This is a genomic window from Streptococcus sp. HMSC066F01, from assembly GCF_001837335.1.
In the GTDB taxonomy this organism is placed as follows: Bacteria; Bacillota; Bacilli; order Lactobacillales; family Streptococcaceae; genus Streptococcus; species Streptococcus oralis_S.
In genome coordinates this window covers 14,576-30,358 of record NZ_KV832074.1, presented here as the reverse complement: position 1 = coordinate 30,358, position 15,783 = coordinate 14,576, and the positions used below count along the sequence as shown (strand labels likewise).

14 protein-coding genes are annotated in these 15,783 nt (G+C 41.7%); 4 read left to right on the top strand and 10 right to left on the bottom strand.

Annotated elements, in window-relative coordinates:
* Nucleotides 1–23: 23 nt before the first annotated feature.
* Nucleotides 24–476, top strand: coding sequence for a universal stress protein (locus HMPREF2655_RS02125; protein WP_000079162.1), 453 nt, complete (start codon nucleotides 24–26; stop codon nucleotides 474–476).
* Between the two features lie 120 nt (nucleotides 477–596).
* Here the strand turns inward: HMPREF2655_RS02125 and HMPREF2655_RS02120 are convergent, their stop codons facing one another.
* Complete coding sequence (locus tag HMPREF2655_RS02120) at nucleotides 597–2,606, bottom strand: CAP domain-containing protein (protein ID WP_000731511.1); 2,010 nt, start codon at nucleotides 2,604–2,606, stop codon at nucleotides 597–599.
* Nucleotides 2,607–3,112: 506 nt separating this feature from the next.
* Nucleotides 3,113–4,504 carry a Cof-type HAD-IIB family hydrolase gene (locus HMPREF2655_RS02115; protein WP_070837380.1) on the bottom strand — a complete coding sequence of 464 codons (1,392 nt, stop codon included), beginning with the start codon at nucleotides 4,502–4,504 and terminating at the stop codon, nucleotides 3,113–3,115.
* Between the two features lie 65 nt (nucleotides 4,505–4,569).
* Between HMPREF2655_RS02115 and HMPREF2655_RS02110 the strand changes: the two genes are divergently transcribed.
* Nucleotides 4,570–5,532 (top strand): asparaginase, encoded by a 963-nt coding sequence (locus tag HMPREF2655_RS02110; protein WP_070837378.1) that lies wholly within the window; start codon nucleotides 4,570–4,572, stop codon nucleotides 5,530–5,532.
* 53 nt (nucleotides 5,533–5,585) lie between these two features.
* Here HMPREF2655_RS02110 and ccpA read toward each other — a convergent pair whose 3' ends face one another.
* Entirely contained in the window at nucleotides 5,586–6,596 is a 1,011-nt protein-coding gene (gene ccpA / locus HMPREF2655_RS02105; protein WP_001090635.1) for a catabolite control protein A, read from the bottom strand.
* Nucleotides 6,597–6,800: 204 nt separating this feature from the next.
* Here ccpA and HMPREF2655_RS02100 point away from each other — a divergent pair, with 204 nt between their 5' ends.
* Nucleotides 6,801–7,118: a DUF960 domain-containing protein gene (locus tag HMPREF2655_RS02100; RefSeq protein ID WP_000886047.1), complete on the top strand. Its 318-nt coding sequence runs from the start codon at nucleotides 6,801–6,803 to the stop codon at nucleotides 7,116–7,118.
* Nucleotides 7,119–7,168: 50 nt separating this feature from the next.
* Here HMPREF2655_RS02100 and HMPREF2655_RS02095 read toward each other — a convergent pair whose 3' ends face one another.
* From HMPREF2655_RS02095 to HMPREF2655_RS02060, 7 genes are all read right to left on the bottom strand, one after another.
* Nucleotides 7,169–8,452 carry a hypothetical protein gene (locus HMPREF2655_RS02095; RefSeq protein ID WP_070837376.1) on the bottom strand — a complete coding sequence of 428 codons (1,284 nt, stop codon included), beginning with the start codon at nucleotides 8,450–8,452 and terminating at the stop codon, nucleotides 7,169–7,171.
* Nucleotides 8,445–9,266, bottom strand: coding sequence for a 2-amino-4-hydroxy-6-hydroxymethyldihydropteridine diphosphokinase (gene folK, locus HMPREF2655_RS02090; protein ID WP_070837374.1), 822 nt, complete (start codon nucleotides 9,264–9,266; stop codon nucleotides 8,445–8,447). The genes HMPREF2655_RS02095 and folK overlap by 8 nt, the downstream gene beginning before the upstream one ends.
* A gap of 240 nt (nucleotides 9,267–9,506) precedes the next feature.
* On the bottom strand, nucleotides 9,507–10,061 hold the full coding sequence (gene folE / locus HMPREF2655_RS02080; protein ID WP_000380933.1) for a GTP cyclohydrolase I FolE: 555 nt from the start codon (nucleotides 10,059–10,061) through the stop codon (nucleotides 9,507–9,509).
* Nucleotides 10,042–11,364, bottom strand: coding sequence for a bifunctional folylpolyglutamate synthase/dihydrofolate synthase (locus HMPREF2655_RS02075; RefSeq protein ID WP_070837372.1), 1,323 nt, complete (start codon nucleotides 11,362–11,364; stop codon nucleotides 10,042–10,044). Before HMPREF2655_RS02075 ends, folE begins: the two co-directional genes overlap by 20 nt.
* 1 nt (nucleotide 11,365) lies before the next feature.
* Entirely contained in the window at nucleotides 11,366–12,340 is a 975-nt protein-coding gene (folP, locus tag HMPREF2655_RS02070; RefSeq protein WP_000240368.1) for a dihydropteroate synthase, read from the bottom strand.
* A 75-nt stretch (nucleotides 12,341–12,415) separates the two neighbouring features.
* Nucleotides 12,416–13,123 carry a CPBP family intramembrane glutamic endopeptidase gene (locus HMPREF2655_RS02065; protein WP_000653642.1) on the bottom strand — a complete coding sequence of 236 codons (708 nt, stop codon included), beginning with the start codon at nucleotides 13,121–13,123 and terminating at the stop codon, nucleotides 12,416–12,418.
* 54 nt (nucleotides 13,124–13,177) lie between these two features.
* Nucleotides 13,178–14,596 carry an NCS2 family permease gene (locus HMPREF2655_RS02060; protein ID WP_049520591.1) on the bottom strand — a complete coding sequence of 473 codons (1,419 nt, stop codon included), beginning with the start codon at nucleotides 14,594–14,596 and terminating at the stop codon, nucleotides 13,178–13,180.
* A 187-nt stretch (nucleotides 14,597–14,783) separates the two neighbouring features.
* On the opposite strand from HMPREF2655_RS02060, the gene HMPREF2655_RS02055 reads away from it, so the two are divergent.
* Nucleotides 14,784–15,596, top strand: coding sequence for a Cof-type HAD-IIB family hydrolase (locus HMPREF2655_RS02055; RefSeq protein WP_044020159.1), 813 nt, complete (start codon nucleotides 14,784–14,786; stop codon nucleotides 15,594–15,596).
* Nucleotides 15,597–15,783: the final 187 nt, after the last annotated feature.

The following is a 15,783-nucleotide window of genomic DNA, read 5'->3' as shown; positions in this document are numbered from 1 at the left end:
AGAAAATTTCAGGAGGTTTCATTATGGCACAACGTTACCAAAATGTTATGGTCGCAATTGATGGTTCTAAAGAAGCGGACTTGGCTTTCGTCAAAGGTGTTTACACTGCTCTACGCAACGAATCCAAGCTCACCATTGCCCATGTTATCGACACACGCGCTCTTCAAAGCGTGTCTACCTTTGATGCTGAAGTTTACGAAGAGCTCCAAGTCGATGCTGAAAGTCTGATGAAGGAGTACGAAAAGCGCGCAAGAGATGCTGGTGTGACCGATATTCACATCGTCATCGAAATGGGAAATCCAAAAACCCTCCTTGCCCGTACTATTCCAGACGCAGAAAATGTCGACCTGATTCTCGTTGGTGCAACAGGGCTCAATGCCTTTGAACGCCTCTTGGTTGGCTCTTCATCTGAGTATATTCTTCGCCATGCAAAAGTCGATTTGCTGGTCGTGAGAGAAAGTGAAAAAACATTGTAATCATTAAAAAAGGAGCCTCTGGCTCCTTTTTGTTTGTCCTGGTTGGGTCAGAAAAAGGCTTTAAACAATTGTTTAAAGCCTCTATCTTATTTAGAAAGTAGTCAATCTCAAAAGATTGAATTATTTGTAACTGTATGCCCAGTAGTATACACCGTTTCCATCAACTACTGCTGCTACAGCTCCTTCAGTGACATTCGGATCGAGAAGCAAGTCTCTCAAACCACTGTTTGCCCATTTCTTAACGACAACAGCAGCATCTTCATCACGACGTCCTACAAAGCCTGTGCTATCGTATTGACGTGAAATTTCATTTACTTTCGGAAGTGCTTGATTTTGATAAATGTCTTCAGACCAAGTCAATTCTTTCAATCCTTGAGCTTTACGAGTCTCATTGATTTTAGCGAAAGCTTCTTTCGCTTTTGAAACATAGTCATAGTTTGTATCATTTGTTGCTTCAACACGGTAAACAAACTTCACATAACCAAATTCTACATCACTGTATTTCTTGTCTTCGACACCACTCTTGAGATTTGCAATCAAGACATAGTCCTTAGCGTATGGGTTTTCTTTCGTCTTCTCAAAGATTTCTGGATCTTCGATTTCCCACTCAACTTTAGCATCCCAACCAGAGTTATCAAGGAACTTAGGATTCATTTTTTCGATGACATAGTTTTTGAACTCTTCAACATTCTTGAATGGCAATGCTTGACCTGCTTTAGCAGTCGTTACCAAGTTAGTTGAGTAAAGTTTCACGCTTGAGTTCTTGTCACTGTACATGTACTCGTCATCAGCAGTGTTTTCGTGAAGTTTTGGATCACGAGCTGGATCGTTTGGATCAGTCATCCCTTGAAGTTTCCATTTTCCTCCAAGCCACTTCCAGTATGCTGAGTAACCTGTACGCTCTGAATTAGATGATACATAATAGTAATGTGCACTACCGTCGAAGTAGTAGTTTTTATCATTCTTGAGGACTGCATCACCTGGTTTACCTGGTGGGTAAACCAATTTTGGAGTTTGTCCATTTGGTGCCCAAGCCAAGTGTTCCAATCCTTCAGCTGGTTTTTCAACATAATCAGGGATTTGGTTTTCACTTGGTTCATCAGTCGTTACCAAACCTGGTGTTGTTGGGATAGCTGGAGTTGCTGGTGTTTCTGGTTTTGGTTCTGCTGGTGTTTCTGTTGATGGCTTGAATGGATCAAATTCACTATCAGCACCATTAATTGGTGGGTTTTCTGGTAGGTCAACACTTGGAGTTGCTGGTTGCTCTGGTTTTGGCTCAGCTGGTGTTGTTGGCTCTTCAGGTTTATCACTAGGAGCTGGTGTTGGAGCCTCTGGTTCTGCTGGTGTTGGAGCAGGAACTTCAGGTTGACTTGGTTGTGCTGGCTCAACCGGAGTTGTTGGTTGTTCTGGTTTTGGTTCAGCAGGAGTTGCTGGTTGTGCTGGTGTTGGCTCAGCTGGTTGTGCTGGTTGTGCTGGTGTTGTATCAGCAGAATCTTTCACCAATACCCACTTACCATTTTGGTAGTAGTAATAATCACCATTGTCCAATACATAGTAATGGTATCCATTTTCGTAACGATAGTGCGGATCGTTTTCCAAGTTGTTAGTAGATGAGTTGTTGTTACTATTGTTTGTCAAAGGTTTCCACTGACCGTTACGATAAATACGGTAGCTACCGTCGTTCATGCGGTAGTAGTGATTGCCATTCCAGTAAATATAGTTTTCATCGCTAGCAAGGTTGTTGTAACTATTCCAATAGTTATAACCATAGTAGTTGCTACTGTTGTCATAGCCATAGTAGTTATTCCAATTATTGTAACCGTAGTTGTAACTTGGGTAATAGCTACCATATCCATAATTATAGCTTGGGTAGTAGCTATTGTAGCCATAGTTATAGCTTGGGTAATAACTGTTGTAGCCATAACTTCTTACAGTATAGTTTGATGTGCGGCTACGATTTGCAGTAGTACGGTTAGAAGTACGATTGCTTGAACGGCGGCTAGTTCTTGTATAGTAGCTATTATTCCCATTCCAGTTGTAAGCAGCGTGAGCTTCACTTGGTGCAAAAGTTGGAAGCATTGTTACAGCTGTTAAAACAGAAGCTGTCAAATAGGTATATTTTTTCTTCATTTCAACCTCTTAATTCTTTAATTTCTAAACTTGAAAATTAAAATAATAAAAATAATAATAAAAATTTGGAAAGCAATTGTGCACAATTTTATAACTAACCCTCAAAACTAGAGTGAATTCTTCACATCAACTTGTTAACAGGCCTGAAATAAACAAGTTGACTTTCTGTCTTTAAAAAGAGCATATTATAGCAGCGTGAGGATTTTATATTTATTCGCTTTCTGAATTCATTCTAACACATCAACTTTCAAATATCAAATAATTTGACTCATCTTTTTTTGATATTTTTTTAAAAGGAAAGCTAGATAAATTGGGGTAAAATGCCACTCTGCATTATTTTTTGTAAACTAAAATATTTTTCTTTTCTTTTTCAAAAAAAATTTCAAACGTTTTCCAATTCAAAATAAGTATAAATATGCTAATAATAATTAGTGATATATATGTAATTGTTCGGATTTCGGTTCAAAAAATCCCCGAATTTTTCATCCAGGGAAAAGAATTTTCTCTTATTTTTTATTTTTTCTTTCTTTATGTCGCTCATAAGCTTTAAACTGACGTTGTAGTTCCTGTCGGATGACAGGTTCTGGAGCATATTTTTCTTCCCAGTCATCTGGTTTTAAAATCTTGTGTGTAACTGGGTCAAAATGAGCTTTTCCGTCTGGGAAAACCTTCCCCATATTTGCTTCATGAACAATATCAAAAATGCGTTCTGGGTCTACTCCCATCAAAACAAAACTACCGTATGTAAAATACAGTGTGTCAATCAAAGCATCCACTTGACCGACCAAGTTTTGCTTAGCAGGCGTCTTTTTCGCCACTTTCTCTGCCGCCTTATCAAGTGCCTCATGCATGCTTGCAAGGGAGTTTTGGAATTCTTCCTCCGAAGAACTTGCTGCACGAACAAACTCCACTAATTCTTCAATTTTAAAGTCTGCGCGGTGGGTTGCACCTTCAGCATCCCATGCCTGTGGCTCTTCTTGAGTTCGTTCATCCATCATGTGGTGGAAGGTTTTGACCTTATTAAAGTGGTAGTCTCGACTGACAAACACTTTTTCTGAAGCCAAAACACCAAAGTGCTCGAGCGCCTTGTGGATACCATCTTGTTGATTACTTGCCGTAATATGCTTGGCAACTTCTTTGACACTGCTACTGCCATTTCCCATAGCAACCGACATACCAACACCCGCTAACATTTCCAGATCGTTGTCTGAATCACCAAAGGCCATGACTTGGTTGAGATCAAAGCCATATTCTTTCCCGACTCGGCGAATGCCTTCTAGTTTGGAATTTCCTTGGTTAATGATATCTGCTGCAAAAGGATTGCTTCGAGTTAATTTCAAATCTTCAAAATCACTTGCTGCCTTCTCAGATTCTTCTGGCGTCATCAGCATCAAAACTTGATAAATGGGTTGATTAATCAAGTTAAGCAAGTCGTCTTCCTTTTGAGGAACTGCCTTGCTGACCATTCGATTAAAGGAACGGCTAACGGTTCTTGTCAGAACAGTCGGAATAAAACGACTAACCAGTTGGGAAAAGGAGCCGAGACCAAATGACATAATCTTCGAACCAACAACGGCATGCTCGGTTCCAAGAGCGATTTCTTTACGCTCCTTTTTAGCATAAGCAATCAGTTGACGTAGGCTTGACTTAGCGATTGGGCTTGCAAAGAGTACCTTTTCTTTATTAAAAATGTATTGGCCATTGTAGGTCACCGCAAAGTCTAGGTCCAAGTCTTCCATCAATTCCTTGACAAAAAACGGCCCTCGTCCTGTCGCTACTCCAACAAGCACTCCTTGCTCTTTGACAATCTTAATCGCGTCCTTAGTGGATTTCAAAACACTCTTGCGATCGTTGACTAGCGTTCCATCGATATCAAAAAAAACAGCCTTGACTTCCATCCTGTCCCATTCTCCCCTTTTGTGTTACAATGATTATACCACATTTCAGAAAGAGTGACTAAATCATGCCTAAGAAAATCCTTGTTTTACATACAGGTGGGACTATTTCCATGCAAGCAGACGCCACTGGTGCCGTTGTAACTAGTCAGGACAATCCCATGAACCATGTTTCCAATCCACTTGAAGGAATTGAGGTTCATACCCTAGACTTTTTTAATCTGCCAAGCCCTCATATCAAACCCAAGCATATGCTTGCACTCTATCATAAGATTAAAGAGGAAGCTGATAACTACGATGGAGTTGTCATCACACATGGTACAGATACCTTAGAAGAGACAGCTTACTTCCTTGATACCATGAAAATTCCGCCCATCCCCATCGTCCTAACAGGGGCCATGCGTAGTTCTAATGAACTTGGTAGCGACGGTGTATATAACTATCTGAGCGCTTTGCGAGTTGCCAGCGATGATAAAGCAGCCGACAAGGGTGTTTTGGTCGTCATGAACGACGAGATCCACGCAGCCAAGTATGTTACCAAAACTCATACGACCAACGTCAGCACCTTTCAAACCCCAACACATGGACCACTTGGTCTTATCATGAAGCAAGAAATCCTCTACTTCAAAACGGCTGAACCTCGTGTCCGGTTTGATCTTGAGCATATTCAAGGTCTGGTTCCCATCATCTCAGCCTATGCCGGTATGACAGACGAACTGATTGATATGTTAGACTTGGAACAGCTGGATGGCTTAGTTATTCAGGCCTTCGGAGCAGGCAATGTTCCCAAAGAAACAGCTCAAAAGTTGGAAAATCTCCTGCAAAAAGGAATCCCAGTCGCCTTGGTCTCACGTTGTTTTAATGGTATTGCTGAACCTGTCTACGCCTACCAAGGCGGAGGAGTGCAGTTGCAACGAGCTGGTGTTTTCTTTGTCAAAGAACTCAACGCTCAAAAAGCGCGCCTTAAATTATTAATCGCCCTTAATGCTGGACTAAAAGGACAGGCTTTGAAAGACTATATGGAAGGATAAACCTCTTCTCTAGAACGCAAAATCAGGAAATCTTCACGATTCCCTGATTTTTTCTATTTACGTTTTCGTGTAGAGCGGCGTTCTGTCAAACCATGAGGTAAGAGAACTTCACGTTCTTCCAACTCTTCCTTATGCATGATTTTGGTCAACATACGCATGCTGATAGCACCTAGGTCATAAAGAGGTTGGGCAATAGTCGTCAAGTTTGGACGAGTGAATCGTGCAATCTGAGAGTCATCTGTCGTAATGATTTCAAACTCTTCTGGTACAGACACACCGTGGTCAGCCAAACCATTTAGGACACCTGCTGCCAATTCATCACCTGTTACAACTGCGGCTGTAGCTTGTGATGAAATCAAGCGTTCTGCCAAGGCATAACCATCGTCATAGCTGTATTTTGATTCAAAGACCAATCCCTCGCTATAAGAATGTCCTGCTTTTTTCAAGGCTTCCTTGTAACCAATCAAACGAACCTTGCCATTGATATCATCGACGAGTGGTCCACTCACAAAAGCAATCTTTTCGTTTTCTTTTAGAAGGTAGCTTACAGCATCAATCGTTGCTTGTTTGTAGTCGATATTTACACTTGGAAGTTGGTGTTCTACATCTACAGTACCAGCAAGAACAACCGGTGTCCGTGAACGAGAAAACTCTGAACGAATCTTTTCAGTCAAGTGATAGCCCATAAAGATAATCCCATCGACTTGTTTTGAAAAGAGAGTGTTGACTACTGAAACTTCCTTTTCATCATCCTCATCACTATTTGCAAGGACAATGTTATACTTGTACATTTCAGCAATGTCGTCAATTCCCTTAGCAAGCGTTGAGAAATAACCATTGGTAATGTTAGGAATCACAACTCCGACTGTCGTTGTTTTCTTGCTAGCCAAACCACGTGCTACCGCATTTGGACGATAGTCCAAGCGATCAATCACTTCTAGGACTTTTTTTCGAGTGTTCTCTTTAACATTCTTGTTGCCATTAACGACACGGCTAACTGTTGCCATCGAAACTCCTGCTTCACGGGCGACGTCATAAATCGTTACTGTATCATCTGTGTTCATTCCGTTTCCTTTCTATAATGAAAATTTCGCTTTCACGCATCTACTTACTCCATTTTATCACTTATTGTAAACACTTTCAAGTATTTTTTAGAGAAACTTTGAAAAAATTTCACAGTTTATTCCCATTTTGAAAAAGCAAGTAGGATTTCTTGATTTTTAAGACATTTTGCTGTATGATAAGGAAAATAAAGGGGGGAGGAAAACATGGCTTTTACAAATACACAGAGACGTTCCGCTAGTTTTGGTGTCGTGACCAGCTTACCTGATGATGTCATTGACTCTTTATGGTATATTATCGATCATTTCCTGAAAAATGTCTTTGAATTAGAAGAAGAACTTGAGTTTCAACTGCTCAACAATAAGGGGACCATCACCTTCCATTTTTCTAGCCAGCACCTTCCGACTAGCATTGATTTTGATTTCAATCATCCTTTCGATCCCCTTTACCCTCCTAGGGTCCTTGTTTTAGATACGGACGGTAAAGAAACCATCCTCCTTCCAGAAGAAAATGACCTATTTTAAAAACTCTAGCTTCTCGGCGCAAACTGCTGAGGAACTAGAGTTTTCTTTTTCTAATAAATGGATCGACTGACAACTAGACCGTTTGGTTTTGTATACTCTAAGTCAAGATAATCCTGATAAGTCCCTGGCACAATGAAACCTTGAGGACTCAATATATCAGTCCCAGCTTTTCCTACGATAGAGTCTGCCAGCAAGACACAATTGGTACTAAGAACAAAGTAGGTCTTAAACTCGGATGAACTGAATTTATAGAGGATCGCATCTGCTTCCTGTTTCAGTTGGTAGGAGTAGGTATGCTTTACCTCGCCCTCTCTTCTTTTCATCAACTGTGAACTTGGTTCCCAAGGAATTAACAGGTCTTCTATCTCTTCTAGACGAGCTTGGATGGCTGCTTTCTGTTGGTCTGTCAAACTCAGACCATAAGCAAACAAGGTCTTCTGACTTTCCCTCTTACAGAGCTCGATGTATTTTTCCCGATTGGCCTTAAACAAAACACCATCTCCAACCATGCCGAACAAACGCTCCGAGTGGGGATCATAGGAACCATAGGAAATAACCTTCCCTTGGTAACAAATATCCACATGTCCCATAGCGAGGAAGAAAGAGGTTTCTGAGGTATGGATAAAAATTTCCAGATCAACTACCTGATCGTTTTTTCTTTCTGAATGAACTTCCCCTTCTTGACTTTCATGATTTGACAGCCACTCATTCAATTTGCGCAAGGTGCTGATAGGGATCAAAGCCGTCACAAAGATCGGCAAAGTCATTCGCATTCGTCGTTTTAGCTTGGGATTGTTTTCTATCCTTTCAAAAAAGAAACCGTCCCGGAGGCTACTAGCTCCTAGCATGAGCAAGTAAAATCCAAGCAAGAGCAATTCAAAATTCGCTGCATCGTGAAAAGGAGAGATGCTATAAAGACCGAATCCTATCATCCATACAGCATCGAAGAGATGATGGATCCGAGGATGAATGGCATTTTTTCGATAGAGAGACCAGGTCACAAGACTAATGATGCCCGTAAACAGCTGGTAGCTCGCAATGATAAAGACCAAGAGATAGAGGGCAAGATCTTGCAAGATGATAGAGTCAAACACCAGAGCCGCAACCACCAGCTTGCCCAAGGTTACAAAGATATTTTCCCGACGTTTTTTATCCTGAAACCAGCGAGTCAACAAGTGCCAAACTGCTGACAAGGAAAAGTAGCCCATCAGCAACTGGTATCCCATTCGCGGAATAACTTGTCCAAAACGAATCAAGAGAAGCCCTAAAACAATAGCAAGTAGTCCCTCCCCGATACTCTTCCACTTACTATAGGTCTCGGAAAGTTTAGGCATTTCCTTGCTCCAACTGGTCAACCAAGTAACGAATTGGTTGTTTTAGGATTGGATGGATAAAATGGGGAGCTATTTCCACTAACGGCTCAAGGACAAAGAGGCGTTCTGCTATATAAGGATGAGGCAAGATGAGCTCGTCTGTATAGATGACTTGGTCCTCCACAAAGAGCAGGTCCAAATCAATCAAACGAGGCCCCCAATGCACCTCTCGAACCCGTCCCATTTCTGACTCAATGGCTAATAATGTTTCTAACAAGACTGATGCTGGTAGCCAGGTTTCTACTTCAATCACCTGATTGGCAAAGCTATCTTGTTCCACACCACCCCAAGGCTCTGTCGCCAAGACACTGGACTCTTTGAGAATATGGATACCTCGAGCTCGCAGTTTGTCAATAGCTTGTTCCAAGTTTGCTTGCTTGTCCCCCATATTGCTTCCTAAGGCGATAAAGGCTCGTTGCTTACGACGGCGAATGGTCACCGAGCAGGTATCCAATGGTAAATGCACTGGAGCCCACGGTTTTTTCAGTTCCAACTCAATCTCTTGGACAAGAGGATAGGTCTCAAAGGTACGTTCAACTAGTTTGTAGGCTACCGTTTCAATCAAATCCTCAGTGCTTTCCTGAAACCAAGTCGTCCACTGCTGACACAGTTCTCCGTAATGGACAGATGCTGTTAAATCCAAGTCTGTCGCCGCCTTGGTCATATCATAGGATAAGCTTGCGGAAATAACAAACTTCTGCCCCAATTCTTTCTCACTTGGAAAAAGACCATGATAGGCAAAAATTTCCAAATCTTTAATCTGCAGTTGATCCATAATTAGTCCTTTCTAGAAAAATCCGCATGAAGCGGATTCTTTTTATACTCAATGAAAATCAAAGTGCAAACTAGGAAGCTAGCCGCAGGTTGCTCAAAGCACTGCTTTGAGGTTGTAGATAAAACTGACGAAATCAGCTAAAAACACTGTTTTGAGGTTGTGGATAGAACTGACGAAGTCAGTAACCATACCTACGGCAAGGTGACGCTGACGTGGTTTGAATTTGATTTTCGAAGGGTATTATAGTCCCATTAAACGATAAGCTTGGTCTCGGAGGTCCTTATCTGTTTCAAATACACCTCGCGCTACTGTCGTCAAGGTTGCCGTGCCTGGCTTTCTGACACCACGCATGCTCATACACATATGTTCCGCCTCAATGACAACAAAGGCTCCTTTAGCACCCAGATAGTCCATCAAGGCATCGGCCACCTCAATATTCAAACGCTCTTGAATTTGTGGTTTTTTAGAATAAACTTCAACCGTACGGGCTAGCTTAGACAAGCCTGCCACCCGACCATCTGGAATGTAGGCAATGTGCGCTCTCCCATAAAAGGGCAAAAAGTGGTGCTCACACATAGTGTGGAAAAAGATATCCTTTTCTACAACCATATTATCGTCGATAATCTCAAAGGATTTTGACAGGTGTTCCTCAGCAGTTTGGCCAAGACCTGAAAAAATCTCTTGGTACATACGAGCTACACGAGCAGGTGTTTCCTGCAAGCCCTCGCGGTTAGCGTCCTCACCAACAGCCTCAATAATCATTTTTACAGCCGTTTCAATCTTTTGTGTATCCATTCTCGTTCTTCCTCTCCATCAGATAGGCTCTCACTTGGCTCAAGAAATACAAGGAACCTGTGACAATCCTAACTGTTTGTTTCTCTTCATTTTTATCTGTCAATTTCTGCTCTAGAAAATCCTGCCAAATTTGGTAATTGAGATTTCTAGACTTGGCTGTCTCTTTCAGCACGCTTTCATCCGTCGCCCGACTATCGTCAAAATGGGTTAAAGTCAATTGACTATCTGGCACCGTCTCTAGCAAATCCAGCATATCCTCCAAGGCCTTGGTCTTGATACAAGTAAAGAGGATTTCCTTATGATAATCCGCAAAGCGTTCTTGCAAGGTTGCTAATAAAGCCTTGATAGCATGGGGATTGTGGGCCCCATCCAAAATCATCAAGGGGTCGCTAGACACGACCTCCAAACGCCCTGGCCATCCGGTCTCTTTCAAAGCTTGAGCAACCAAGTCATTACTTGCCAACTCCCGCCTATCTTCTTGACAAAAAGTATCAAGTAAAGCTATGGCCATCCCCGCATTCTCTATCTGGTGCAAACCAAGCAGACCTGTTTGAAAGCTCCCTTGTCTGACAGAACTGGTATAATCAAAGATTTCGCCTGTCACCACACTCTTTTGGTGACTGACCTGATAATCTTTTCCATAGGTAAGTCTAGGCGCATTTTTAGCTTCTGCAATAGAGTCTATCACAGTCAAGGCTTCAGGAACAATATGACCTGTCACTAATGGAATGCCTTGTTTGATAATACCAGCCTTCTGCTCTGCTATGGCTTCCAAGGTGTCACCAAGTAGGGCTACATGATCCAGTCCAATGGTCGTAATTCCTGTTAAAATTGGCTGGCAGACATTAGTACTATCCAAAAGACCACCCATGCCGACTTCCATGATAGCCACATCTACTTGTTCTGAGGCAAAGTAATCATAGGCTAGAGCTGTGATAATCTCAAACTCGGTTGTTCCCTGCAAATTGTCAGCAGATTCTCTCTCAAGCAAAGACTGATAGTCTGCCATGAGAGCTTCTAGTTTCGCTTCAGGAATGGATTCCCCATTAATGCTAATCTGGTCTGTATAATGAATGAGATAGGGCGAGCTGAACACCCCAACTCTCAGGTCTAGCCCTTCCAGCATCTTTTTCAAAAAAGCAATGGTCGACCCCTTGCCATTGGTCCCCCCGATATGGATGACCTTAAGTTTGAGATGGGGATTGCCTCGCAGAGCTAGGAGTTCCACCATTCGCTCCAAACCAAAATGCGGTTGGTCCGTCCGGTAGTGGGCAATCCACTGATTGTTTTGAATTTCGTTCATCTTACTTATATTGTTTTAAATCTAGATTTTCTGCATCATCGGCCAAACGGATAGCAGAGGCAATTTCAACTGCCATCCTGTGACTGGCAACATCATGCACGCGCACCACTTCTACACCCTGTCTCGCAGCGATAGTCGTTACATGAGCCGAAGCGGTGTCCCGATTTCGGAAACCGACTTCCGTCTCAGGATTGACTTCAAAGCCATTTTCTTCTAGGATATTGATGACAAATCGCTTACGCGAAACTCCAAGAAAAATCGGATAGCCTTGCTGGTGTAGTTTATCTAGATCCCGTAGAAGGAGTAGATTTTCCTTCTTGGTCAGACCAAAGCCAATCCCTGGATCCAGCAGAATATTTTCTCTTGCAATTCCAGCTTGGTTCGCTCTCGCTAGAGCATGTTCAAAGAAAGCCTCCATCAAGTTTTCGATTGGCACTTTTTCAAAGTCAGCTAACTCTTCTTCTGTAAAAGCTTGTCTAAAACCAAAATGAGGAAATATGAGTGAACTAGGGTGCTGAGGACGAACCATAACTGGATTAAACATGATAACCACTTTTGCTCCAGCCTTCGCAACCACATTCGCCATTTTCTCATCTCCCATGAGACCCGTGATGTCATTTACCAGATTGGCACCAGCAGCCAAGGCGGCCTCTGCCACCTGACTTTTCCAAGTATCGATAGAAATGAGGACATCACTTTCCTCACGGATAGCTTTAATCACTGGAACAACACGCTGGATTTCCTCTTCTATCTCAACATAGCTACTGCCCGGCCGAGTCGATTCTCCACCGATATCTAGCATGCTCGCTCCTTCTGCTATCAATTTACGAGCCTGCTGGAGTGCCTGCTCAAGAGCAAAAAACTGCCCACCATCCGAAAAAGAATCTGGGGTTACGTTGATAATTCCGCAAATAGCTGTCTTTGCATGATTAGCTTTACTTGACATATCGGTCACTCCCTCAAGGTTTTTCACCATATTACCTTTCTATTTTACCATAAAAAGAAAAAGATGAACACGCTAGTGTTCATCTTTTCCAAGCGGGCCAATGGTTTAGAATGATAGACCTAGATTTCTACTAATCAATACCAATAAGGCCAACAAACAAAATGCAATACCATTGAGAATCATATGAAGCAAAATGGACATCTCCAAACGCTCAGTCTTATAGGCTGTCCAAGTCAAAACCGTTGACATTCCTCCATAAATAATTACAGAAGGTAAATTGGTTGGCATATGGAGCAAGGCAAAGACGATTGCACCAACAACAAAACCTAGTTTTTCTTTTCCACGGAAGATCTTTTTAGGAATAATTCCACGACACAAAATTTCTTCACAAATCGGCGCAATCAAGACTAGTAGGAAGAAAGTTGAAATCAAGGAACTATTCTGAACCAAACCATTCAGTATTGATTGGTTATTGGTTGTTGCCTCATTTGTTAGTCGAAGCAGGAGTGAACCCAAGAGATTTGTCGCAAAAATCACCAGATAACTCAGTACCAAGCGAGCCAAGTCTTTTGCCTTAAAAAAGGATAGATTAAAAGTAGCAAGTTGTGTTTTTCGTGCACCAATAATAAATACAATCAAAACGACTATGGATAGGGCACCAACTAAGAGCCCTGACTGTAAAATCGGAAACTGTTTGTTTGCTAAAAACAAAGCAAGTCCTATGGGAAATTGAGATAGAACAAAAGCTACCAAAAGGATGAGCACCCATTTCCCTCTGTTCAAAACCTCTTGCCAAATCGTCTTATCTTTCATGATGTACCTCCTTATAATTAAAAAGGGGAGACTCCCCTTTTTCTATTATACCATTTATAGCGCCATACTGATATAGTTAAGGATAAACAAGGCATCCAAAATCCAAATCATCACGTGCACATCCTTGGCTTGACCTTTGACAACTTTTGTCAAGGTATATGTCAAGAAACCAACAGCAATCCCTTGTGTGATAGAGTAGCTGAATCCCATAAAGATAGATGTGAAGAAGGCAGGAACCGCTTCAGCCATATCATCCCAAGGGATATTTTTCAAGTTAGAAAGCATCATGATTCCGACGATGATCAAAATTGGTGCTGTTGCAGCTGTCGGAACAATCGCTAGAAGTGGGCTAAAGAAGCTAGATAGAGCAAAACAGATCGCAACCACTAGGGCTGTCAACCCAGTACGTCCACCAGCGCCGATACCCGCCGCAGACTCAACATAGGTTGTGACGTTTGAAGTACCTGCAATGGCACCTACTGAAGTTGCCACCAAGTCTGAGTAAAGAGCCTTGTCCAATTTAGCAGATTCATGGTTTTCCCCACTTGTCGCAACGATACCAACTTTTTCACCAGTACCGATAAGAGTACCGATTGTGTCAAAAATATCTGTTAGTGAGAAGGCAAGAATAGCCATCAAGGTTTCTGGTAAACGTGAAGTGTTTGAAATCAAAGATCCTAAACCTTCTGAACCAAGAGCGGCACCAAACAAAGTTCCTAAATCATTAACCGCTGATGAAAGATTGTTGCTAGCGAAGTCAATCCCTGACAATTTCACAACACCAACAGCAATGGCAAGGACAGTCGTTGTTAAAATAGAAAGAATAATTCCACCCTTGATGCCTTTAACAACAAAGAAGATGGTAATAGCCAGACCTGCAAGAGCCACCAATACTGCTGGAGTATTGAAGTCTACCAATCCTGGAACAGCTGCTGAGTTTGCAGTAAGTGCAGCTTGAGCCTTGTCCGCTCCTTCACCTGCTACCGTATAAGTACCTGGATCGATTGAGAATTTCAAGAGGCCAGCATTCTTAATCCCAACATAGGCAAGGAAAACACCAATACCAGCCGAAATAGCTGAACGAAGTGTTGTTGGAATAGATTCGATGATCATTTTACGAACATTTGTCAAGGTAATAATCAGTGAAATAATTCCACAAATGAAGACCATACCAAGAGCTTCTTTCCAAGTATAGCCCATCCCAAATACAACTGTAAATGTGAAGAAGGCATTTAGTCCCATACCTGGTGCTTGTGCGTACGGCAAATTAGCATAGAAAGCCATCATCAAAGTACCGACTACAGAACCGATAATCGTTGCCAAGAACACACCTTGAACAGGCATACCCGTTTGGGAAAGCATTTGAGGGTTTACAAAGAGAATATAACTCATTGCAAAGAATGTTGTTAAACCAGCAAGCACCTCTGTACGGACATCTGTCCCGTGCTCTTTTAGTTTAAATAGTTTGTCCATTTTTAATCTCCTTTTGTTTTTTACGAACAATATTAGTATTATATCATTTATCATTCACCTTTTCAATATATTTGTTTGATTTATTTAATAAATCAAAGCAACTGTAGTTTTTGTTCTTATCTGCTTTTCTTCCTTCTTTTTGATATAATAGTAGACATCTTATCTGGAAACGACTAGGAAGGTTTATATGACTAAGAAAATTATCGCAGTCGATTTGGACGGAACCCTGCTGAATAGTGAAAGCAAGCTCTCCGATTTCACCAAAGAGACGATCAAAAAAATTTCAGAAAAAGGACACCATGTTATCATCACGACGGGCCGTCCGTATCGTATGGCAAAAGACTTCTATCGTGAGCTAGAATTGCATACTCCCATGATTAACTTTAATGGTTCCCTTACCCATCTACCAGGACAGGCTTGGGCGCATGAAAAGTGCTTGACCTTGGACAAAAAATACCTCCTAGACATGGTCAAGCGCACGGAGGACATCCAGGCTGATTTTATTGCGGGAGAATATCGAAAAAAATTCTATATCACGACACCGAATGAAGAAATTGCAGATCCTAAACTATTTGGCGTAGAGAACTTCCGGCCGGAAAATCAATTCAAACCTGAACGAGTAACCAAAGATCCCAACTGCATCCTTTTGCAAACAAGGGCTGAAGACAAATACGCTTTAGCGGACGAAATGAATCGTTTTTATCAGCACCAACTAGCTATCAATACCTGGGGCGGGCCCCTCAACATCCTCGAGTGTACTCCCAAGGGTGTAAACAAGGCCTTTGCTCTAGAGTACTTGCTCAATGTGATGAATCGTGATAAAAAAGACTTAATCGCCTTTGGTGATGAGCATAATGACACTGAAATGTTGGCATTTGCAGGCAAAGGATATGCTATGAAAAACGCCAATCCTGCTCTTCTTCCATATGCGGACGAACAACTTCCTCTGACCAACGAAGAAGATGGAGTTGCCCACGCTTTACAAAATTTATTCCTATAAAAGGGAAGATTGCGACCATGCAATCTTCCCTTTTTGTTTTCATTTTGTTTTCACAAAAGCAACTTATTTTCTGTATTTTTATATTAAATTTTCCATTACCATTTTCATTTATCTCTCAAAAGCATTGATATATTAATATTTTTAAAAAGTCATTCTATGAAAACTTTTACATCTTTTTAGAAAAAGT